This window comes from Flavobacterium sp. MMLR14_040 (genome assembly GCF_033657265.1).
GTDB lineage: Bacteria > Bacteroidota > Bacteroidia > Flavobacteriales > Flavobacteriaceae > Flavobacterium.
On sequence record NZ_JAWVWO010000016.1, the window covers coordinates 13,900 to 37,300 of the forward strand.

General features: G+C 34.1%; 23 protein-coding genes. 16 read left to right on the top strand and 7 right to left on the bottom strand.

Going from position 1 to position 23,401, the window contains the following annotated elements:
• Positions 1-92: 92 nt before the first annotated feature.
• Both SD960_RS17960 and SD960_RS17965 read left to right on the top strand, forming a co-directional pair.
• Complete coding sequence (locus SD960_RS17960) at positions 93-704, top strand: hypothetical protein (protein ID WP_318805131.1); 612 nt, start codon at positions 93-95, stop codon at positions 702-704.
• Positions 701-1,417 carry a DUF3307 domain-containing protein gene (locus tag SD960_RS17965; RefSeq protein ID WP_318805132.1) on the top strand — a complete coding sequence of 239 codons (717 nt, stop codon included), beginning with the start codon at positions 701-703 and terminating at the stop codon, positions 1,415-1,417. Before SD960_RS17960 ends, SD960_RS17965 begins: the two co-directional genes overlap by 4 nt.
• Here the strand turns inward: SD960_RS17965 and SD960_RS17970 are convergent.
• Positions 1,403-2,437, bottom strand: coding sequence for a quinone-dependent dihydroorotate dehydrogenase (locus SD960_RS17970; RefSeq protein WP_318805133.1), 1,035 nt, complete (start codon positions 2,435-2,437; stop codon positions 1,403-1,405). The genes SD960_RS17965 and SD960_RS17970 overlap by 15 nt on opposite strands.
• 347 nt (positions 2,438-2,784) lie before the next feature.
• Between SD960_RS17970 and SD960_RS17975 the strand changes: the two genes are divergently transcribed.
• The 6 genes from SD960_RS17975 to SD960_RS18000 all read left to right on the top strand — a co-directional run bounded on the left by SD960_RS17975 (position 2,785) and on the right by SD960_RS18000 (position 9,123).
• A complete protein-coding gene (locus SD960_RS17975; RefSeq protein ID WP_318805134.1) occupies positions 2,785-3,375 on the top strand; it encodes a hypothetical protein in 591 nt (196 codons plus the stop codon).
• 43 nt (positions 3,376-3,418) lie between these two features.
• The gene (locus SD960_RS17980) at positions 3,419-4,639 is read left to right on the top strand and encodes an OprO/OprP family phosphate-selective porin (RefSeq protein WP_318805135.1); all 1,221 of its coding nucleotides are present in this window, start codon (positions 3,419-3,421) and stop codon (positions 4,637-4,639) included.
• A 129-nt stretch (positions 4,640-4,768) separates the two neighbouring features.
• Positions 4,769-5,728, top strand: a complete 960-nt coding sequence (locus SD960_RS17985; RefSeq protein WP_318805136.1) for a DUF6515 family protein — start codon at positions 4,769-4,771, stop codon at positions 5,726-5,728.
• A gap of 104 nt (positions 5,729-5,832) precedes the next feature.
• Positions 5,833-6,969: a formylglycine-generating enzyme family protein gene (locus tag SD960_RS17990; RefSeq protein ID WP_318805137.1), complete on the top strand. Its 1,137-nt coding sequence runs from the start codon at positions 5,833-5,835 to the stop codon at positions 6,967-6,969.
• Positions 6,970-7,256: 287 nt separating this feature from the next.
• The gene (pepT, locus tag SD960_RS17995) at positions 7,257-8,534 is read left to right on the top strand and encodes a peptidase T (protein ID WP_318805138.1); all 1,278 of its coding nucleotides are present in this window, start codon (positions 7,257-7,259) and stop codon (positions 8,532-8,534) included.
• A 1-nt stretch (position 8,535) separates the two neighbouring features.
• Positions 8,536-9,123, top strand: coding sequence for a YdeI/OmpD-associated family protein (locus SD960_RS18000; RefSeq protein ID WP_318805139.1), 588 nt, complete (start codon positions 8,536-8,538; stop codon positions 9,121-9,123).
• Between the two features lie 518 nt (positions 9,124-9,641).
• On the opposite strand, the gene yajC is transcribed toward SD960_RS18000, so the two are convergent.
• From yajC to SD960_RS18015, 3 genes are all read right to left on the bottom strand, one after another.
• Positions 9,642-9,917, bottom strand: coding sequence for a preprotein translocase subunit YajC (gene yajC, locus SD960_RS18005; protein WP_302095177.1), 276 nt, complete (start codon positions 9,915-9,917; stop codon positions 9,642-9,644).
• Positions 9,918-10,063: 146 nt separating this feature from the next.
• The gene (gene nusB / locus SD960_RS18010; protein WP_318805140.1) at positions 10,064-10,975 is read right to left on the bottom strand and encodes a transcription antitermination factor NusB; all 912 of its coding nucleotides are present in this window, start codon (positions 10,973-10,975) and stop codon (positions 10,064-10,066) included.
• 291 nt (positions 10,976-11,266) lie between these two features.
• Positions 11,267-12,376 (bottom strand): amino acid dehydrogenase, encoded by a 1,110-nt coding sequence (locus SD960_RS18015; RefSeq protein WP_318805141.1) that lies wholly within the window; start codon positions 12,374-12,376, stop codon positions 11,267-11,269.
• A 203-nt stretch (positions 12,377-12,579) separates the two neighbouring features.
• On the opposite strand from SD960_RS18015, the gene SD960_RS18020 reads away from it, so the two are divergent.
• From SD960_RS18020 to SD960_RS18040, 5 genes are all read left to right on the top strand, one after another.
• The gene (locus tag SD960_RS18020) at positions 12,580-14,358 is read left to right on the top strand and encodes an ABC transporter ATP-binding protein (protein WP_318805142.1); all 1,779 of its coding nucleotides are present in this window, start codon (positions 12,580-12,582) and stop codon (positions 14,356-14,358) included.
• A gap of 68 nt (positions 14,359-14,426) precedes the next feature.
• Positions 14,427-14,795 carry a PUR family DNA/RNA-binding protein gene (locus tag SD960_RS18025; protein WP_026981839.1) on the top strand — a complete coding sequence of 123 codons (369 nt, stop codon included), beginning with the start codon at positions 14,427-14,429 and terminating at the stop codon, positions 14,793-14,795.
• 87 nt (positions 14,796-14,882) lie between these two features.
• On the top strand, positions 14,883-17,147 hold the full coding sequence (gene bglX / locus SD960_RS18030; RefSeq protein ID WP_318805143.1) for a beta-glucosidase BglX: 2,265 nt from the start codon (positions 14,883-14,885) through the stop codon (positions 17,145-17,147).
• 283 nt (positions 17,148-17,430) lie between these two features.
• Positions 17,431-18,255, top strand: coding sequence for an alpha/beta hydrolase (locus SD960_RS18035; RefSeq protein WP_318805144.1), 825 nt, complete (start codon positions 17,431-17,433; stop codon positions 18,253-18,255).
• Positions 18,256-18,276: 21 nt separating this feature from the next.
• A complete protein-coding gene (locus SD960_RS18040) occupies positions 18,277-18,831 on the top strand; it encodes an alpha/beta hydrolase (protein ID WP_318805145.1) in 555 nt (184 codons plus the stop codon).
• A gap of 189 nt (positions 18,832-19,020) precedes the next feature.
• On the opposite strand, the gene SD960_RS18045 is transcribed toward SD960_RS18040, so the two are convergent.
• Entirely contained in the window at positions 19,021-19,356 is a 336-nt protein-coding gene (locus tag SD960_RS18045) for a tRNA-binding protein (protein WP_318805146.1), read from the bottom strand.
• Positions 19,357-19,471: 115 nt separating this feature from the next.
• On the opposite strand from SD960_RS18045, the gene SD960_RS18050 reads away from it, so the two are divergent.
• The 3 genes from SD960_RS18050 (at position 19,472) to SD960_RS18060 (ending at position 21,950) form a co-directional block, all read left to right on the top strand.
• Positions 19,472-20,365 (top strand): alpha/beta hydrolase, encoded by an 894-nt coding sequence (locus SD960_RS18050; protein WP_318805147.1) that lies wholly within the window; start codon positions 19,472-19,474, stop codon positions 20,363-20,365.
• Positions 20,366-20,645: 280 nt separating this feature from the next.
• The gene (locus tag SD960_RS18055) at positions 20,646-21,200 is read left to right on the top strand and encodes a thioredoxin family protein (RefSeq protein WP_318805148.1); all 555 of its coding nucleotides are present in this window, start codon (positions 20,646-20,648) and stop codon (positions 21,198-21,200) included.
• Between the two features lie 354 nt (positions 21,201-21,554).
• On the top strand, positions 21,555-21,950 hold the full coding sequence (locus SD960_RS18060; protein WP_318805149.1) for a GreA/GreB family elongation factor: 396 nt from the start codon (positions 21,555-21,557) through the stop codon (positions 21,948-21,950).
• Positions 21,951-22,041: 91 nt separating this feature from the next.
• Here SD960_RS18060 and SD960_RS18065 read toward each other — a convergent pair whose 3' ends face one another.
• Positions 22,042-22,218: a cytochrome c gene (locus SD960_RS18065; protein ID WP_318805150.1), complete on the bottom strand. Its 177-nt coding sequence runs from the start codon at positions 22,216-22,218 to the stop codon at positions 22,042-22,044.
• 229 nt (positions 22,219-22,447) lie between these two features.
• A complete protein-coding gene (locus SD960_RS18070; RefSeq protein WP_318805151.1) occupies positions 22,448-23,380 on the bottom strand; it encodes a peptidylprolyl isomerase in 933 nt (310 codons plus the stop codon).
• Positions 23,381-23,401: the final 21 nt, after the last annotated feature.

Consider the following 23,401-nt stretch of genomic DNA (forward strand, 5'->3'; position numbering starts at 1 on the left):
ATAAATTAAATAATTACATAAATATGTAATAATTAAACATATTACGTATATTTGTAATATATAAATTAATTAATTTTTAATTATATTTGAATATGACAAGCGTAATTACAGGAGACATAATTGGTTCAAGACAGCAAAAGTCTAAACATTGGGTAGAGGATTTAAAAAAAATCCTGTCGCCGTTTGGAGAAATGCCTGCTCAATGGGAGATTTACAGAGGAGATGAATTTCAGGTAGAAATCAAAAATCCAGAAGAAGCTTTATTGACTGCTATTTTAATAAAAGCACATCTAAGGGCCCTAAAATCTGATGCGAGAATGAGTATTGGTTTTGGAGATAAAACACATAATGCCGAAAAAATATCCGAAAGTAATGGAACTGCCTTTATAAATTCGGGAGAGCTTTTTGAAACTTTAAAAAAACAAAAGGTGACTTTAGCTCTTAGAACCGGAGATATTATTTTTGATGAAAAAATGAATTTAATGCTTCGTCTGGCATTAACTTTTATGGACAATTGGCTTGCACAACCGGCTCAATTTGTTGCCGTTGCAATAGAAAACCCAAACTTGTCGCAAGAAGAACTTGGACAAAAATTAGGCATCAATCAAGCCGCTGTAAGCCGAAGACAAAAACGCGCCCAGTTTGATTTAATTATGAATTTAGATCGATATTTTAGAACACAAATAAAAGAACTTAAGCCATGATTTTATTTATAAAACTACTTTTAGCACATTTATTAGGCGATTTTATATGGCAGCCCAATTCTTGGGTTGAAGATAAAGAAGCTAAAAAACATAAGAGTATTTATTTATATTTTCATATTCTTTTACACGGTGTCCTTGCAGCAGCTTTAGTATGGGATATTGCTTTTATTCCTTATGCCATTTTAATCGCAATTTCGCACGGAATCATTGACTTAATCAAACTCAATTTTCAAAAAAACACAACAAAACGAACCTGGTTTATTGCAGATCAAATTGCACATATTTTAGTTTTAATTGCGATCGTATTATTGTATCAAAACAAAGCCATAAATTTTATCTGGTTTGATAATAAATTCTGGATTTTAATAACAGGATTTTTATTTATTACAAAACCAACTTCTATTTTTATTAAAACCATTATTTCTATCTGGAGCCCCGAAAATCAAAATAGTCATCAGGACAATTCACTTGCCAATGCGGGAAATTATATCGGTATTCTGGAACGTTTGTTCGTATTCGGTTTTATCTTAACCGGACATTTTGAAGCAATTGGCTTTTTGTTGGCCGCTAAATCTATTTTTAGGTTTGGAGATTTAAAAGAAGCCAAAGACAGAAAACTGACCGAATATGTTTTAATTGGCACATTGATCAGTTTTGGAGTCGCTATCGTTATCGGGCTTCTTGTACAAGCGCTGCTTTTACAATTGCTTTAAAATCTTTTTATTTATTGCTTTTATCAACGCAGGACCTTCATAAATAAATCCGGTATATAATTGCACTAAACTCGCTCCGGCATTCAGTTTTTCGATAGCATCATCTGCAGAATGTATTCCTCCTACTCCAATAATCGGGAATGCTTTATTGCTTTTTTCAGAAAGAAAACGAATTACTTCCGTAGAACGCTTTGTTAATGGTTTTCCTGATAATCCGCCCATTTCAGATTGATTTTGAGATTGCAATCCATCTCTCGAAATAGTAGTATTGGTTGCAATTACCCCCGCAATTTGAGTCGTTTTTACAATATCAATAATATCTAATAATTGCTCGTCTGTTAAGTCTGGTGCAATTTTTAAAAGTATTGGTTTTATTTTTTGAGTGCTTGTTTTTTGCTTTTCTACATTTCTGTTTTGCAAAGTTTGAAGCAAAGCTGTCAAAGGCTCTTTATCTTGTAAAGCTCTTAAATTTGGTGTATTTGGCGAACTCACATTTACTACAAAATAATCGACATGATCAAATAATGCATCAAAGCAAATGATATAATCGTCAACGGCATTTTCGTTTGGCGTTACTTTATTTTTTCCAATATTTCCACCAATTAAAACATTTGAATTCTTTTTTAAACGTTCAACAGCTTCAAGAACTCCGCCATTATTAAATCCCATTCGGTTAATAATTGCCTGATCTTCTTTTAATCGAAACAAACGTTTTTTAGGATTTCCTTCCTGACCAACCGGCGTTACGGTTCCTATTTCGATAAAACCAAAACCAAAGTCTGAAAGTTCTTTATACAACTTTGCATCTTTATCAAATCCTGCAGCAAGCCCAACCGGATTTTTGAATTTAATTCCAAAAACTTCACGCTCTAAACGACTGTCTTTTACTTCGTAAATTGATTTTATAATTGATGAAACTCCTGGAATTCTTGAAATGAATTTAACGAATGAAAAAGTAAAATAATGTACTTCTTCCGGATCAAACCAAAAAAGTATTGGGCGAATTATCAATTTATACATAAGAGTTGTTGTGTTATTTTTCGGTTGCAAATTTAATTATAATACTTGAAAATGGCTCTTTTTTATAAAAACAAATAGATAATGAGATTCAAATCAATTTACAAACCCCCAACAACATCATAACCAATTAATTACAAAAAAACCAACGCTAATAACTTTTTGCTTCTAAAATATCGTAATTGTTTTAAGAAACGCAAAATCAAATTTTTAACGTTGCAAGTTATAAAATGAAACAATGTAGAGACTTTCTGCTTCCGTTTTGGAAGTTTTAATACTTAATTTTGAAACACTAAGAAAATTCTTGTTTCATAATATACGGAATTGTTTGATTTTAAAACAAATAACAAATGCTGCACAGAAATAGTTATTTCAAAAAATCTTTTGTCTACATAACGCTTTTTAGCCTGATTACTATTTTTAACAGCAAATGTATAGCTCAGCAAAATGAAGAAAAGGAAGTTTTTAAACCGCATCATCAAATCGGAATATCCATAAACCATGTTCATGTTTTTGAAGGAATTGATGCAGATGGAAATCGCGAAGTATTATCCTTACCTGCCTGGGGCGTTGATTATACCTATCATATTAGCCAAAAATGGGCAATTGGTTTACATACTGATTTTGTTATCGAAAAATTTAAAGTCGAAAAAAACCTGGCAGGCGGAGAAGAAAATGAAACTGTTGAAAGAAGTTATCCTATCGCACCTGCTTTGATGGGAATTTACAAAGTAAATGAACATTGGAGTTTTTTATTAGGAATGGGAGGTGAATTTGCAAAAGAAGAAGACTTTTTACTAACCCGCGCCGGAGCAGAATACGGTTATGAATTGCCAAAAGGCTGGGAAGTTTTTGGAACTTTTAGCTATGACTTTAAATGGAACGCATACGATAGTTGGGGAATTGGATTGGGAATTGCCAAAAATTTTGGAGGAAAATAAATTGAAAGCATACATCAAAGGATTATAAAACCAAATCAAGTCTATGTACATTATTAACAGAATCACACGCCATTATAAAAGATATCTGCCGGTTATTCTGTTATTATTGAGTATTTCAGGCTTATCGCAACAAATAAAAGATACAACCAAGCTCATTCATTTTAGATATGGCGAAAAAGGAATTGAATTACGAACCAACGATAATAAATTTCTCTTTCAGCTTCAGAGTCGTTTACAATTTCGGTTTTCGACGCCAAATGATCAGGATCCGTTGACATATGACGATTATAGTCAGGATAAACAAACGACTTTTAAAATCAATCGCGCGAGGTTAAAAGTGGGCGGTCATGCTTTTGAACCCTGGCTCAATTATTATTGGGAATATGAATTGAGCCAGTCGAATTTGCTTGATTTTAGAATCATGGTGGAAAAATACAAATGGCTTAGTTTAAAAGTAGGGCAATGGAAAGTTGAGTTTACGAGGGAACGTTTTATTAGCAGCGGAGAACAGCAAACTGTTGACCGGTCTTTAATCAATCGCCCGTTTACGGTAGACAGACAAATGGGAGTTGAAGTGTATGGACATCTGAAAGGAAAAGGAATTGCTGATTTTAATTATTGGGCAGCAGCTTTAACAGGAACAGGAAGAGGAAATACTTCAAACGATGATAATAACCTGATGTATTTTGGTCGTGCTCAATGGAATTTTCTGGGAAGATTTCTTGATTTTGAAGGAAGTGATTTAGAATTTCACGAAAAACTAACGCCAATTATTGCTTTTTCTGCCATTACAAACCGAAGTCCGTATACAAGGTTTTCGCAATCCGGAGGCGGTTATTTAGATGGATTTGAAGACGGAGCGCCGGGACAATATCGTGTTAACCAATGGAATTTTGAAACTGCATTTATGTATCGCGGATTTTCCTGGCAAAGCGAATGGCATACTAAAGATATTATAGACAAACTAGATAATAACAAAACCACTACAATGAAAGGTTATTATGCGCAGCTTGGTTATTTTTTTAACAATGCTTTTGCATGGTGGCCAAAACATTTAGAAATGGCAGCAAGACACGCAGCTTACAGACCAGACAACTCAATTAGACAAAATTTGCAGGATGAAACCACCATTGCTTTTAACTGGTTTTTTAAAGGCCATAAAAACAAGCTTACATCAGAGTTTAGTTATTTTAGTTTTCAGGATAAAACCTTGCCGTTAGAAGCAGGCTGGCGTTTTAGAATACAATGGGATATTTCGTTATAACTTATTACAAAAATTTCATATTCAACTTATTACCAAAGACATAGCACACGCAAAAACTAAAATGATTTTTGTTTTTTACAATTATTCTTATTTTTTTTAATAATTTTAATACACCATAAAACACTGAAAATGAAAAGTATAAATAAAACACTAAAAAAGGCAGCACTACTGTGTCTGGCTGGATCATTTTTCTTAATTTCTATTGATGGTTTAGCACAACGACGAGTGGGCGGAAACGGCGGCACACACCGAACTGGTGGCGGAGCTATAAAAACAAGACCTGCAACACAAAGACCTGCAACGCAAACAAGACCGGGAGCTAATAATTCAGGTGTTAGAAAATCTACTAATAAAGTTACGAGACCTGCCAATACTTCAAACACAAATGCCAGAAATAGAAATGCAACAACAAACAGAAACTCAGCAACCAGAAACAATATCAATAATAGCGGTAACAGAAATACCAATATTAGTGGCAATACGGTAAACAGAAACAATGTAAATATCAATGTAAACAATAGTGTACATGTTCGCAACAACCGTAATACTGTTGTAAGACCCGGGCCACGACCTTACGTACGTCCTCCTTACGTTTATGGCGGCTATAGATATCATGCTTACAATCCTTATTTCTTTCATCCATACAGACCATTTTATTGGGGTCCGGTTTGGCATCCGTGGGGATTTTTTGTAGCAACTTTAGCTGTTACAGCGATTGTAGTAAGCGTTGAAAGCACACAATATCATTATGATCAGGGAGTTTGGTATACTTCGACAAGTGGTGGTTATACAGCTGTACCCGCTCCTGTTGGTGGAACTGTAAATAATATTCCGAGTGGTGCCGAAACCGTCAATACAGGAACCGTCAATAATTATTATTACGGAGGAACGTATTATGAAAAAGACGGCAGCACCTATAAAGTCGTTGCACCAACAGCCGGAACCTTAGTAGATAACTTACCCGAAGGCGGTGAAGAAGTAACCATAGGAGATGTAAAATATGTAAAATTTGGAGAAACATATTATCAACCTGTTCAGGTTGATGGCAAAGACAAATATGAAGTTGTTAAGGTTGAAGAAGATAAATAACAAATCTTTTTATTTTATTAACCCTATAGAATAGATAGAATATTTTTTTAACTTTGACCGGATTGTTTTCCCGGCAATTACTTTCAAATTAAAACCTGACTACCATGAAAAATAAAACTTATTGGATATTTGCAATATTAGTCCTTTCAATTATCTCTATTGCATTTGGTTACACTAAAATTATTCCGAAAGAAAAAAATAAAATAGCTGCAGCAAAAGATTGTGCCGAAACTCCACATGCCAGTGGCGAATCTGTTTTTAAACCCACTATAGAAAATAAAAACAAACCTGCCGGCAAAGCACCAAAAGGCATGGTCTGGATTCCTGGAGGAGAATTTTCTATGGGAAGTAATGTCGAAGACGAAAGCTTATGCAGCATAAAAGGTGTTACAAAAGATGCCGCACCAATTCACAGGGTTTATGTTGACGGCTATTATATGGATCAAACCGAAGTTACAAACGAGCAATTTGCAGCTTTTGTAAAAGCCACAGGTTACGTAACACTGGCTGAAAAAAAACCAACACACGAAGAATATCCTGATGCTCCGTTAGAAAATTTAATAGCCGGATCGGCAGTTTTTACCCCTACTCCGGCAACTGTAGACTTAAATAATTATATGCAATGGTGGAGTTACGTTGGCGGTGCAGACTGGAGACATCCTGAAGGCCCAATGAGTTCTATTATTGGCAGAGAGAAATATCCTGTTGTACAGGTTTCTTATGCTGATGCCGCTGCTTACGCAAAATGGGCCGGTAAAAGATTACCTACTGAGGCCGAATGGGAGTTTGCAGCTCGCGGTGGAAAATCAGGACAATTATACGCTTGGGGAAATACATTAAAACCTAAAGGAAAGTTTCAGGGAAATATTTATCAGGGACACTTTCCTATTGAAAAAGGCGATACCGGCGAAGATGGTTATATTGGTATAGCGCCAACAGCACAATTTGAACCTAATTCTTACGGACTTTACGATATTGGAGGAAATGTTTGGGAATGGACAAACGATTGGTACACTCCTGATTACTATGCTACTTTAAGCGAAAACGGACAAGTAACCAAAAACCCAAAAGGTGCCGAAAAATCATACGATCCCGCAGATCCCGGCCTACTGAAAAAAGTACAGCGTGGCGGATCCTTTTTATGCACAGATCAATATTGTTCCCGCTATATGGTAGGCACACGAGGAAAAGGGGATTATCAATCTCCGGCAAATCATATTGGTTTTAGATGTGTGCAGTAAAGTTTTTTTGCCACAACCCGAGCGATAGCGAACAGGCGAAGCAATTTCACTAATTTTCACTAATCAGAAGTGTGTACAAATAAAACTTAAATCCAGTATCATGAAATATAATTCGTGAAACTGGATTTTTAAATTATAAATGATTCGTGCTAATTCGTGAAATTCGTGGCGAACTCTTTTATCTCATCCCTCAACCATAAATTAGTGGACATTCGTGAAATTCGTGGCAAACTCTTTTATGTTTTAAACGCCTTAATAATTGCTTATATTTGCTAAAAATTAAAGAAATGCAGCATATTATAGATCGTTTTATCAGTTATGTAACAATTGATACAGAATCAGACCCAAACTCACAAACTACTCCAAGTACAGAAAAACAATGGAATCTTGCCAATAAACTAGTCGAAGAACTAAAAACAATTGGTTTACAAGAGGTCACTATAGACGATAAAGCCTATATCATGGCAACTTTGCCAAGTAATGTAGATCACGAAGTTCCCGTAATTGGTTTCGTTTCACATTTTGATACTTCGCCGGATTTTAGCGGAGCCAATGTAAAGCCTCAAATTATTGAGAATTATGATGGTAAAGACATTATTTTAAATATAGAGAAAAACATTGTTTTATCTCCCAACTATTTTAAAGATTTATTGCAATATAAAGGTCAAACCATCATCACAACAGACGGAACAACCTTGCTTGGCGCAGATGATAAAGCTGGAATTACAGAAATTGTTTCGGCAATGGAATACCTAATTCAGCATCCGGAAATCAAACACGGAAAAATCAGAATTGGTTTTACTCCAGATGAAGAAATTGGTCGTGGCGCTCATCATTTTGATGTAGAAAAATTTGGCGCTCAATGGGCTTATACCATGGATGGAAGCCAGATTGGCGAATTAGAATACGAAAATTTTAATGCCGCTGGAGCCAAAATTACTTTTAAAGGAAAAAGCGTTCACCCTGGTTATGCCAAAGGAAAAATGATCAACTCAATGTTGATTGCAAATGATTTCATCAACGAACTTCCGAAAGGAGAAACACCACAGGAAACTAAAGGTTACGAAGGATTTTTTCACGTACATCATTTAACAGGAAGCATCGAAGAAACTGTTTTAGAATTGATTATTCGTGATCACAACAAAGTAAAATTTGAAAAAAGAAAAGATTTAATTGGAAAAATTGCCAAGAAAATCAACAAAAAATTCGCGAAACAATTTGGTGAAGATATTGTAACGGCTGAAGTAAGAGATCAGTATTATAATATGAAAGAAAAAGTGCTTCCGGTAAAACATATTGTTGACATTGCTGAAAAAGCAATGAGAGAATTAAACATCAAACCAATCATTAAGCCTATTCGAGGCGGAACTGATGGTTCTCAATTATCATACATGGGACTACCTTGTCCGAATATTTTTGCGGGCGGACATAATTTTCATGGAAAATACGAATATGTTCCGGCAGAAAGTATCCAGAAAGCAACAGAAGTAATTGTAAAAATTGCTGAATTAACAGCCATTCAGGGTGCTTTTGATGTAACTGAAAAACCTAAAAGAAAAAGATAAATTGGAACCTAATTCTGATAAAAAACACGTTTGGGATAAAGTCAATAAATGGGAAGAAGAACTTCTTTTCCTAAAATCAATTATTGATAAAACCGAGCTTGTTGAAACCATAAAATGGGGCGCTCCTATTTATGTTTACAACAAAAGAAACGTTATAGGAATTGGAGGTTTTAAAGATTATTTTGCGATTTGGTTCCTGAACGGAGTTTTTCTGAAAGATGAAAAAAAGAGACTTATTAACGCTCAGGAAGACAAAACAAAATCGATGCGTCAATGGCGTTTTACCTCAAAAGATGAAGTAAACGAAAAAGAAGTTTTAGAATATATATTAGAAGCAATTGAAAACGAAAAGCAAGGTAAAATCCTTAAACCAACTAAAAAAGAAGCAATTGTTTCTGAATTGCTTCAAAAAGAAATGGATTTGAATCCGGCTTTAGCAGCAGCTTTTCAGAAATTCAGTCCGTATAAGCAATATGAGTTTTTAGAATATATTGAAACTGCAAAACAAGAAAAAACTAAAATTACGAGGATTGAAAAAGTGATTCCGATGATTTTAGGGAATATTGGGTTGAATGATAAATACAGGTAAAGTTTAGAAAATTCCAAATTCCAATTCTGGACATAAACCTTTGTCAAAGTTTTAAAACTTTGACAAAGGTTTTTTTATTACGCAAGCCGCGTCTTTGCGAGGAACGAAGCAATCTCATTAAATTTTTATACTTCTGTGTAGTCCCTACAGGACATTCATGTTGGGTGTAAATTGTTTTTCTACCAACATTTAACTCCTAACGGAGTATAGTTTGCAGATGTTTAAATGTTTAAAAAAGATATCAGGTTTACTCTTACTGAATTATTAAATCCTAATGAACTTACCTCGTAGAGGTTAAATGTTGGTAGAAAAATTAATGGACATTGTAAATTTGTACCGTATGTACTACACCGCATTACCACGACTCAAAAACATTAAATCATTGCAATGAGATTGCTTCGTTCCTCGCAAAGACATACCAGGACGAAAACCACAAACAAAAAAAATCCCAAATTCCTTCCGATAGCTATCGGGATGGAATTTAGGATTTAAAATTTTATTTGGAATTTTAAAAAGCGTTACGCTTTTTTATTCAAAGCAGCGCTCATTTCCATAGAAATAGCTGAACGCTCTAATTTTAATTTTCCAGACATTGTTTCGATTACAACTGTAGTTTCTGCAAGTTCAACCACTTTACCGTGAAAACCACTTTTAGTAATTATTTTATCACCTACTTTTAGGCTGCTTTCAAATTCTTTTTCGTTCTTCGCTCTTTTTTGTTGTGGTCTAATCATGAAGAAATAGATCACTACAAACATTAATAGAAATGGCGCAAATTGAGTTAATTGTCCCATAATTTAATTTCTGTTTTTGATTTGATTTATTATTAATATTTTTTCTCTTCGACTTCTCTCAGAGTAACATTCTAAATTGGCTCTTCGACTTCGCTCAGAGTGGCATTTTGAAATTTGGATTTTAAAACTTGAGATTTTCCCAGATTTTACATCAACCCTCTCCCTACTTTTACCATTTTTTTGTTGGCTTCAAGTTCTTTAACAAGGTTATCTAAAATTCCGTTGATAAAAATACTACTTTTTGGTGTAGAATATTCTTTTGCGATTTCTAAATATTCGTTAAGTGTTACTTTTACGGGAATCGACGGGAATTTTAAAAATTCGCAAATTGCCATTTTCAAGATAATCGTGTCAATTTCAGCAATCCTTTCGCTGTCCCAGTTTGGGGTTTTATCGTCGTATTCTTTTGCAAAAATAGATTCGTTTAAAACTGTTCTTCTAAATAAATCTTTTGCAAAATCTTTATCTTCAACATCTTTATACAATTTTGGCACTCTAAAATCGTCTGGATCTTCCGTTTTTATAGCTTTCAATTGCTTGATAATATGTGTATTTACAACCGGAATGTCATCAACCCAGGTTAATTTATCGTCTTCTAAATACTCATATAATTTCTCATTCGGAACAATAACTTCTGCAAACAAATCAATTATAAATTGTCTGTCTTCTTCAAAAGTATTTTTTGTCGTGCTCATGTATTTTGCATACAAATCGCTCGCTTTAATATCATTTAAAAGTAAAATAATATAATCATCATTTAAAGACCAGTTGTTGATTTTACGGTTTTCTAAAGCAATACTAAGGGAATTGCTTTCGGCAAGAAGCTGAAAAATTTTGTTTTTGATAAATTTTTCATTCGGATTACGTTCTGCAGCAGTTGCAAGATGTTTTTTGCTTGAAAGATGTAAAAAAACAGATTCTTTTTTGCAAATTTCAATCAATGAAGAAAGCATTATAAGATATAAATCCTGAATATTATCAATGCTGTAAAAAAGAAATTTTTCTTCTTTTTCCATATTGTCAGAACCGCTTTGATGCATTGCATAAATGGATTGCATTACTTTAACGCGTATGTGTCTTCTATTTACCACCTTGTAAGAACATTTAAAAATTAGTCTGCAAAATTAGGAATTTCAATCCTTATAATAAAATTAATTCGTAAAAAAGTCGTGGTTTTCAGTCGCAGTTTTCGGTCGCAGTTTGCAGTCTTGTATAAACCGCTTAAAAGTCACGGTTTTCAGTCGCAGTTTTCAGTAATTTAAAAACTGCATAAAAAAGTCCCAGTTTACAATCTCAGTTATATTGCAAACTGAGACTGTAAACTGAGACTGTAAACTGTAAACTAAAAATTACTTTTTAGCCGCGTTTTCAATTTTTCTTAAATCAATACGATTTTGAGCAATTGTAAGGGCAGCTTTATGTGTTGTCATTCCGTTTTTCACGGCATAATCGATAATTTCCAACGTTGTATTGTAGATATTTTCGGTTTTTGTCATGATTTCGGCTTTCCCGTAATGCTCTAATTCAGCATAAACATTGATAATTCCACCAGCGTTGATCAAGAAATCAGGAGCATATAAAATACCTCTTTCCTGTAATCTTGGCCCGTGAACATTTTCATCAGCTAGTTGGTTGTTGGCAGCACCAGCAATTACTTTCGCTTTTATTTTGTTTACTGTATCATCATTAATGGTAGCTCCCATTGCACATGGCGCGTAAATATCAACATCTGCACTATACAAATCTTCGCCTGTAAAAATTGTTGCGTTGTATTTTTGAGCTACTTCGTATAATTTTTCTTCGTTGATATCAGCAATTGTTACGATCGCTCCTTCTTTAGTTAAATATTCAACCAAAGCTTCACCAACGTGACCAATTCCCTGAACCAGAACTTTCTTTCCATCTAAAACATCAGAACCAAACTGACTTTTCGCAGCCGCTTTCATTCCTAAATAAACACCGTAAGCTGTTATAGGAGAAGGATTTCCAGATCCGCCTCTTTCTTCAGAAATTCCTGTAACATAAGGCGTTACATCTCTTACTGTATCCATGTCTTTTGTTTCCATTCCAACATCTTCTGCAGTAATATATCTTCCGCTTAAAGAGTGAACAAATTCACCAAACTTACGCATCAATTCTGGTGTTTTCTGCGTTTTAGCATCTCCAATAATGACAGCTTTTCCACCACCAATATTAAGTCCTGTAATAGCAGATTTATAAGTCATACCTCTTGAAAGACGCAAAACATCGTTTAAAGCTTCCCATTCGGTATTATAATTCCACATTCTAGTACCTCCTAAAGCTGGACCCATAACCGAATTATGAATACCAATAATTGCTTTTAAACCTGTATCTTTGTCATTGCAAAATACAATTTGTTCGTGATCGTCAAAAGATAACTGACCAAAAACAGGATCCATTTTTTGAAGTTCCTTTCCAGTTGCGAAAGTTGCATCCATAGCGTTACTATTTATTTGTTAAAATTATGAATTTGTCAAAAAGACTTCTCAAACTTAATCAAAAAATACACTTGCGCTAATTTTTTATCCTTAAAATAACAATTATACAATATTTTTATTTTGATTTAATTACAATTTATTATACTTTTAATTAAGAATAATTCACAAAATCGAATAAACTTAATATTGAATCTCTTAAAAAAATGAAAGAATTAAGCTATTTAAACAAATATTTTATTAAATATAAATACAGTTTTTCCTTTGGAATTTTAATAACCATAATCGCACAAATTTTTTTCTTATTCACGCCTAAGCTTGTCAGTCACTCTTTTAATGTTATTGAGAAGTTTTTAAAATTGTCTGATGCCGATCAAAAATCTTCTATAATAATTAATTATTACAAGCAGGATTTAATTCATAACGTGCTGTTAATCATAGGAAGTGCAATTGTTGCAGGTTTCCTGACTTTTCTAATGCGCCAGACTTTAATTGTAATGTCCCGACATATTGAGTTTGATTTAAAAAATGAAGTTTTTAAACAATATGAAAATCTTTCGCAAAATTTCTATAAACAAAACCGTACGGGAGATTTAATGAACCGTATTAGCGAAGACGTTTCTAAAGTTCGTATGTACGTTGGTCCAGCTGTAATGTACACGATCAACACGTTTATTCGTTTTGCGATTGTGATCTTATATATGTATAATGTTTCGCCTTTGCTGACTCTTTACACTATTTTACCATTGCCAATTCTTTCGTATTGTATTTTTAAACTGAGTTCAGAAATCAATAAACGAAGCACTACTTTTCAACAATATCTTTCAAAAGTTTCGAGTTTTTCGCAGGAAATATTTTCAGGAATTCGGGTTATAAAAGCATATTCATTAGAAAATCAGCATCAAAATAATATGGTGGCTCTCGCCGATGAAAGCAAAAAGAAAAGTTTGGATCTTGCTAAAGTTCAATCGCTTTTTGGGCCTTTGATGATTGCCTTAATCGGAATTAGTAATTTGGTTGTGATTTATTTTGGAGGTGTTATGTACATCAACGGAACGATTAAAAACATCGGTACAATTGCCGAATTTATTCTTTATGTAAACATGTTAACATGGCCTGTTGCTTCATTAGGATGGGTTTCGTCGATGGTTCAGGAAGCAGAAGCTTCTCAAAAACGTTTGAATGAATTTTTGAAAATTGAACCGGAAATTAAAAACAATAACGAAAATCCATCAGACGTTCAGGGCTCGATTTCTTTCGAAAACGTGAGTTATACTTATGAAGATACCAATATTGAAGCTTTAAAAAATGTGACTTTTACTGTAAAAAAAGGAGAAACGCTTGCTATTTTAGGAAAAACCGGTTCCGGAAAGTCAACAATATTATCTTTAATTTCTCGTTTATATGATGTTACCCAAGGAAGAATTATAATTGATGGAAATGAAATAAGCACTTTAAACCTGAATGATCTTCGAAATAATATCGGAATTGTACCTCAGGATGCTTTTTTATTTTCGGATACTATTAAAAATAATATCAAATTTGGCAATCAGAATGCGAGCGACGAAGAAGTCATGGAAGCCGCAAAAAGCGCTGTCGTTCATGATAATATCATTGCTTTTAACAAACAATATGACACTATTTTAGGCGAAAGAGGAATCACGCTTTCGGGCGGACAAAAGCAGCGTGTGTCTATCGCAAGAGCAATTATTAAGAATCCTGCAATTCTGCTTTTTGATGATTGTCTGTCTGCCGTTGATACTGAAACTGAGGAGACGATCTTGAATAATTTATTTGAAATTTGCAAGGATAAAACTACGATTATTGTAAGTCATCGGGTATCTTCAGCAAAAAATGCCGACAAAATAATCATTCTGGAAGATGGTAAAATCATCCAACAAGGCTCTCATAATCAATTAATAAATCAGGAAGGATATTATGCATCGTTATATTTAAAACAACTTTCGGAAAAAGAATTACTTTAATTGTTGCGTAATAGATAATTTTTTATGATTTTTGAGTACTATTAATTCCAAAAATGATAGAACGTATTATGAGAGAAAATGACATGTTAGAAAAAGAAGAGATTTTTTCTAAGGTATTACGAGCAGGAAGAAGAACTTATTTCTTTGATGTGAGAGCTACTAAAGCAGACGATTATTACATCACAATTACAGAAAGTAAAAAATTTACCGAAGAAGATGGTTCTTTTCATTTTAAAAAACACAAAATTTACTTATACAAGGAAGATTTTGGAGCTTTTGCCGAAATACTGGAAGAAATGACTTCATATGTCTTGAACCACAAAGGCGAAGAAGTAATCTCTGAAAGACATCAAAAAGATTTTAAAAAAGAATATGGTTCTGATAAACCTGAAGGCCAAAGATCTAGCTTTACAGATATCGATTTTGACGATATTTAGTCCAATATAACTTTTTAAAAAGTATGAGTCCAATATGTCCAACATTTTGGACTTTTTTTATATATTTAAATTAAAAAAAAGCTAACCTTGAAAACACTAACCCCAAAACCACATTATTGCTTATTATTGTTTCTCTCCATAATATCAATATCTTACAGTCAAAAAACCGATTTAAATGTTGAAAAGAAAATCGGCAACATTATAAAAAACATGACCCTGGAACAAAAAATTGGTCAGACATGCCTTAAAGGAACTTCAAGCCGCAGTAAAGGTTTATCTGAAGAACTTAAAAATGATGTTCGAAAAGGTTTAGTTGGCGCCATTTTAAACTTGACAGAGCCAAGTCTTGTTGCTGAAATTCAAAAAATTGCAGTCGAAGAAAGTCCCAATCATATTCCGTTATTATTTGGAAGAGATGTTATTCACGGTTATAAAACTATTTTCCCGATTCCCTTAGGCTTAGCTGCTTCATGGGACATGGATTTGGTTGAAAAAACATCTAAAATTGCCGCTAATGAATCGTATTCAAGATGCATCAATTGGACGTATGCACCAATGGTTGATATTGCCAGAGACGCGCGATGGGGAAGAATTGCAGAATCACCGGGTGAAGATCCCTTATTGGCATCACGATTGGGAGTTGCTTATGTAAAAGGTTTTCAGGGAAATGATCCTGCTGTTCCGGGGCAAATTTTAGCCTGTGCCAAACATTTTGCCGCTTATGGAGCTGCTGAAGGTGGACGAGATTACAATACCGTGAGCATGTCTGAATCATTGCTTCGAAATGTATATTTAAAACCTTTTGAAGCCGCAGCAAAAGCCGGAGCCGCCACTTTCATGAGTTCTTTTAATGATGTTAACGGAGTTCCGGCTTCTGGAAACAGCTTTTTACTTAAAAAAATATTACGCGAAGAATGGAAATACGATGGTTTTGTTGTAAGCGACTGGAATTCGGTTACTGAAATGATTCCGCATGGTTTTGCAGCCGATGAAAAAGATGCAGCATTAAAATCTGCGTCAGCAGGACTTGATATGGAAATGACCAGTTTATCGTATGCACATCATTTAAAAACGCTGATTGCAGAAAAGAAAGTCTCTGAAAAGCAGCTGGACGAAATGGTTCGTAATATTCTACGAATAAAATTTAGAGCCGGAATTTTTGAAAATCCGTATTTTAAAGACCGTGAAAAATTTTCATTATTAAGTGCCGATGCTTTACAAACTGCAAAAACAGCCGCAAGTAAAAGCTGCGTTTTATTAAAAAATGAAAATCAGATTTTACCTTTAAAATCCAATCAAAAAATAGCGGTTATTGGTCCTTTGGCCGATGCCTCAAGAGAGCAATTAGGAACCTGGATTTTCGACGGAAATAAAGAAGATTCTCAAACGCCACTAAAAGCGTTACAAAATAGTTTTGGCGCAAATAATGTATTTTATTCCGCCGGACTTTCGCATAGTCGATCTTTGTCTGAAGAAGGTTTTGCAGCCGCAATTGCAGAAGCTAAAAAATCAGATGTGATTTTGTTTTTTGCCGGAGAAGAAGCTATTCTTTCGGGAGAAGCACATTCGAGAGCCAATATTAATTTACCGGGTTTACAGGAAAAATTAATTGCTGAATTACAAAAAACAGGAAAGCCAATTGTATTGGTAATAATGGCCGGAAGACCCATCACCTTAGGAGCTGTTTTGCCAAAAGTAAACGCTTTAGTTATGGCGTGGCATCCGGGAACAATGGCTGGTCCAGCAATTTCTGATATCCTTTTGGGAGTTGTAAATCCGTCAGGAAAATTACCTGTAACCTGGCCAAAAGAAGTGGGTCAGATTCCTATTTATTACAATCATCCCAATACCGGACGACCGGCAGATCCTAAAACTTTTGTGGCGATTCAGAATATTCCTGTCGAAGCCTGGCAAAGTTCTTTAGGGAATAATTCGCATTATCTTGATGCGGGATATGAACCACAATATCCTTTTGGATTTGGATTAAGCTACACTACTTTTTCGTATGAAAATTTAAAAGTCGAAAAAGCAATTCTTAAAAATAATAACACCGAAAAACTAACCGTTTCTGCTGTAATTACGAATACAGGAAATACTACAGGAACAGAAACCGTTCAATTATATGTACGAGATATTACAGGAAGTATTGTGAGACCTATTCGAGAACTTAAGGACTTTGTACAAATCGAATTAAAACCTAAGGAATCTAAAACGGTTCAATTTTCGATTCCTGTTTCTGAGCTTGCTTTTTATAATGACAAAATGGAACTTAAAACAGAACCTGGCGACTTTAAAGTCTGGATTGCTTCACATGCTGAAAATGGTCTGGAAGGGGATTTTAAAATAGAATAAAAATGCATAAAAAATTAATTATACAGATAGAAACATAGATTTTATAATTTTAAACACGAATTTCACAAATTTGCACAAATCAATGGTCAGCTTAGTTTGTGAAATTAATTTCACAAACTAATTAGTGTCAATTAGTGAAATTTGTGTTTATTTTTATACTTATATCCAGACGGTAGGCTAGTATTAGGATAGGCTAATCAAGTGAAACGCCTTTTTTGAGTTCAATAATGCTATGTTTGTATGTGTTAAAAATAATTACACCCAACAGGTTAAATTTTATATTATGAAAATAATAGTATTAGTTTGTTTTTTTATTGGAGTTTCTTCTTTTGCCCAAAAAGCAGAATATGAAACTAAAACCAATATTCAATATTATAATGCAGCAACCAATAAATCTGACAGCTACATAAACGAAAGATGTGTTTTGGATATATATTACCCAAAAAACACTAAAAGATTCGCTACAATTGTCTGGTTTCACGGCGGAGGTTTAACTGGCGGAAACAAAGAAATCCCCGAAGCCTTAAAAAACAAAGGATTTGCCATTATTGGTGTTAATTACAGATTATCTCCAAAAGCAAAAGCCGCAAGAGCCATTGATGATGCCGCTGCCGCTGTAGCATGGGCATTTAATAACATTACTAATTATGACGGTGATAATGCCGCGATTTTTGTTTCAGGGCATTCTGCAGGAGGTTATTTAGCTTCGATGATTGGTCTTGATAAAAAATATCTTCAAAAAGAAGGGATTGACGCTAATAAAATTGCAGGGTTGATTCCGTTTAGCGGACAATGCATTACACATTTTGAAATTAGAAGAGAAAACGGAATTCCTGAAAAGCAACCCACAATTGACGAATTTGCACCACTTTTTCATGTTCGTGCCGATGCTCCACCTCTTTTGTTAATTACCGGAGATCGTGAATTAGAAATGTTAGGCCGCTACGAAGAAAACGCATACATGGCACGCATGATGAAATTAGTAGGAAATAAAGAAACGAAGCTTTACGAGTTAGACGGATATGGTCACGGAATGACAGAACCTGCATTTCCGTTGCTTGTAAACGAGATAAATCGCATTTTAAAAGAGAAACAATCTAAAAAATAATAATTAAAAAAATCCACGGCAATGGAAATAAACTTATTAATATTACCCGGACTGGGAAATTCAGGCGAGAAACACTGGCAAACCTTTTGGCATGAAAAATTTAAAAATTCAACACGCCTTGTTCAGGATAATTGGGACGAACCTCTTCGCGAAGAATGGCTTGAAAGATTGAATGAAGAGGTTGCAAAATTGGATAAACCCACTATTTTAGTAGCGCACAGTCTTGCGGTTTCATTAGTAAACCATTGGGCTGCATCAAACAATAATCCAAATATTGTTGGTGCACTTTTAGTAGCTCCCGCCGATGTAGATTCACCTCAGCATACTCCGGAAATTATTAGAAATTTTGCTCCAATGCCCATTTCAAAATTACCTTTTCCGTCTATAGTAGTGGCGAGTGAAAACGATCCTTATGCTTCTTTCGAAAGAAAACAATATTTTGCGGAAATGTGGGGAAGTGATTTTGTAAACGTTGGTCAACAAGGGCACATTAACTCTGATTCTGATTTAAAATACTGGGAAGAAGGGCAGGAAATACTTTCTCAATTAATTAAAAAAATAGATTTAAATAACTGAAAAATTAACCGCAAAGTTCGCAAAGTTGGACTTAATAATTTGTGTAGATTCGTGAAATTCATGGCGGAAATTAACCACAAGCTTTATGCTATTAACTTTGCGAACCTTGCGTAAAATCTTTGCGAACTCTGCGGTTAAATATTTTAATCTGTGGCAAACTGAAAACTGCAACTGAGACTGAAAACTAATTTACCCAATACGCAATCCATTTTCTATTTTAAAATCGGGAGCTAATAAAATTACGTCTCCCTCCTTGCCTATTGCGCCAAGAACGAGACATTCGCTCATAAATTTTCCTATTTGTTTTTTTGGAAAATTGACTACCGCTATAATTTGTCGGTTTATCAAATCTTCCTTTTTATAATGTACCGTTATTTGTGCCGATGATTTTCTGATTCCAATCTCGGCACCAAAATCAATCGTGAGCTGATAAGCAGGTTTTCTTGCCTCGGGAAAATCATTTACTTCAATAATAGTTCCTACGCGCATATCGGTTCTCTCAAACTCATTCCAGGTTAAATCCATTATTTTAAGATATTAATATTGTAAGTATTGACTCAAATTCTATAACTTTTTTTGTCGATGAAGCTTTTAATTTTACAAATGTAAATGAATAAAGCTAACATTAAAAAAATATAAAATGGAAAATGTTTTAACAAATAGCAGCCCGTCTCTTAGAGATTTAAATTGTGATATTTCCTTACAATGTACTGATAAGTATATAGAAACAGATCCAAATGTAAAATTATATGTAAGAGATTATGGTAAAGGAAAACCTGTTATTTTAATTCATGGCTGGCCGCTTTCTAATGAAATGTGGGAATACCAAATCGACTTTTTAGTGCAAAATGGCTTTCGCGTCATTGCTTACGATCGCCGCGGATTTGGTAAATCTTCGCAACCGTGGGAAGGTTATGATTATGATACTTTGACTGATGATTTAAAAGAAATTATCGAACAGCTACATTTAGAAGATGCTACTCTTGTAGGTTTTTCTATGGGTGGTGGCGAAGTAGTTCGTTATTTCAGCAAATATGGCGGAAAAGGAGTTACAAAAGCTGCCTTGATTTCTTCTGTTGTTCCATTTTTATTAAAAACAAATGATAATCCGGACGGACATCCAAAGGAAAAAAGCGACAATACTGCCAATGCTATTAAAGAAGACCGAATAGGTTTTGTAGATAATTTTGGAAAAACCTTTTTTGGTATAAATATTATCAATAAACCGTTAAGTACGCCATTGATGGAATATTACAGAATGCTATGTTCTTTTGCTTCTCCAAGAGCGACTTTAAAATGCGCTGAATCTTTTTCTTATACTGATTTTAGAGATGAATTGGATTTTGTAAAGGTTCCAACTTTGATCATTCATGGTGATGACGATAAAATTGTTCCGATTGACTTAACATCTAAGAAAACAGCTGAAGCCATTCGCGAAAACACATATATCGTTTATGAAGGTGCGCCACACGGACTATTTTACACGCACAAAGACAAATTAAACTCAGATTTATTGAATTTCCTAAATTCATAAAATCTTCTATATATATTCTTTCCTAAATATTTATCCAAAGAGCTATTTTAATAATATGTCTCTTTGGGTATTTTTTTTTATTCAAATGGTAAAAAAATTTAACCGCAAAGGGCGCAAAGTTTTTTTGAATATGCCAAGTTTGTGAAAATACAGATAGATACCGCCAAATAAAAAACTTTGCGCCCTTTGCGGTTAAAAACAACCATCAATAGAAAAAAATCATTGTTTGTCCACAACATTGAGATTTTAAATCTAAATTTGAATAAAGAACCTTTACGAAATGGCACGAACTCCTTCAAATATGCTTCCGCTTGGAACGCTTGCTCCAAATTTTAAATTAAAAGATACTAATTCTAATAATGTTTATTTGTTTGAAGATTTAAAAGGATCAAAAGGAACGCTTGTTATTTTTATCTGCAATCATTGTCCGTTTGTGCATCATGTCTTACCGGAAATAATTATGATAGCTAATGATTACCGTGTACAAGGAATTGGAATAATTACAATTTCCAGCAACGATGTCGAAAAATACCCGCAGGATTCACCGGAAATGATGACAGAATTTGCTTTTCAGAATAAAATCGATTTTCCTTATTTATTTGACGAAAGTCAGGAGGTAGCCAGAGCTTATGATGCCGCATGCACACCCGATTTTTATTTATTTGACAATTTGGATCGCTTATTTTACCGTGGCCAGCTCGACGATTCAAGACCTAATAACGGAATTCCGTTAAGCGGAAGCGATTTACGCAGCGCAATTGATGCCCTGATTTACAACCGAAGTTTGAAAGAGGAACAAAAGCCAAGTATAGGCTGCAGCATCAAATGGAAATAATAGTAGTTTTTTAACGTAATTTTCCTATATTTGTATTTCATAAACAATTCTCATTGTGAACGCCATAAATACATATACAGCTTTTGCCTCGTTGCTTTCCTTAAAAAGGAAATCGCTTGCTGCTGCATTTATTTCACATAGCAAGGCCTTTATTAATTAGGCCTCCGTCTATTTCAATTTCTTCTTTCAGGCGGAGGATTTTTACCAAATTTTAATTATTTATTTTATTTGAAAGAGTAAATGCTCTATCAAATAATTTTTCGGTTTTTATATTTAAGATTTATCTCCCTGAAAAACTCATCTAAAATCTGACATTCAAAAAAAATAATAGTAATAAAAATAAAATATAGATTTATGAAACCAACACCAACTTTCTGTAAAACAGATTATCAGTTCCTGAGAGAATTGATATTAAAAAGTAAAAATTCGACAAATACAAAAGAAGCCAATCAGCTTTCGCAAGAATTAGATCGCGCTGTTATAAGTAAAGAAAGCGAATTAGATCATTCCGTTATCAGAATAAATTCGCATGTTACAATTGAAGATGTCAAGGCAAAAAAACAAATGAAAATTCAAATTGTTTTACCTTCTTTATCTGATGTAAAATCGGGGAAAATTTCAATATTGGCACCTTTAAGTGTTGCTATTATTGGTTTTAAAGAAAATGACGAAGTCGATTGGGAATTGCCTGCCGGAATAAAAACTTTAAAAATAATTGCTGTAGACAATACAGCTGTACATCATTCTTAAATTTTTAAAACACCTCATTTGTGAAGGTGTTTTTTTTGCTTTCAACTTAAATAAAAAAGCATCCCGCTAAAGAATGCCTTTCTAAATATATTTATAATTGGGATGTAATGTAGTTTGATATCGAAGCCATTTGAACATCATCTAAATGCGCTTTCTTCTGCATCCTTGTTAAAATTGGTTTCCATTCCTCCTGACTAAATTTCTTTGGTTCGTAAAGTTTGTGGCATCTTGCACAACTGTTATCATAAAGATTTTTTCCTTCTGCCAATTCAGGTGTTAATTCTGTGGCTTTAGCAGTTTCGGTAACTGTAGGTGTAGCTGCTACAGCAGAAGCCGTTTTTTAGTTCCGCATGAAACTAAAAGTAAAGTTACAGCAGTTAGGATTAGAATTTTTGCTTTCATTATTTTATTTTAATTTTGAGTAAATATAAAAAAATCCCACTCGGCTGGCGAATGGGATTATTATTTAAAACAAAACTAAATTGTTTGTAAGCTTCTTATTTTACGTCCATTAATTCAACGTCAAAAATCAAAGTTGCGTTTGGTGGAATTACCCCTCCTGCACCTGCAGCTCCATAAGCTAAATCAGACGGAATTACAAAACGAGCTTTATCTCCAACTTGTAATAAAGCAATACCTTCGTCCCATCCTTCAATTACTTGTCCCTGACCTAATCTAAATTCGATTGGTTTTTTTCTTGGGTAAGATGAATCAAAAACTTTTCCGTTTTCTAATGAACCTTCATAGTGTACAGAAACTGTTTTACCGGCTTCAGCTCTTTTTCCGTCACCTTTTTGAATCATTTTGTAACGTAATCCGCTTTCTGTTCTGTCAAAACCTGCAGCTAATTGCTCCATTTTTGCTTCAGATTCTGCTTTTAATGCAGCATCTCTTTTCAAACGAGCACCTTTTAAAGCGATAAAAGCTTCAATTGCATTCCAATTTTGAGCTTCTTCACCTACTCTGATGATTTCTACAGCATCAAGATTATCACCTTGAGCAACAGCATCAACAACGTCCTGACCTTCAATTACGTGACCAAAAACAGTATGTTTTTCGTCTAACCAAGAAGTTGGAACGTGAGTGATGTAAAATTGTGAACCATTACTTGCAGGACCTGAGTTTGCCATAGCTAAAACTCCAGGACGATCGTGTTTTAAACTTGGGTGAAATTCATCATCAAATTTATAACCAGGATCTCCAGTTCCTGTTCCTTTAGGACATCCACCCTGAATCATAAAATCAGGAATTACTCTATGAAATGTCAATCCATCATAGAATTTTTGTCCTTGAGGTTTTACTTTATTTTCCATATTTCCTTCTGCAAGAGCTACAAAATTCCCTACGGTTCCTGGTGTTAAGTCGTGTGTAAGTTTTACTAAAATCGAACCTTTGCTAGTGTTGAATTTAGCGTATATTCCGTTTTCCATGTTGTAATTTTTAATTTTGAT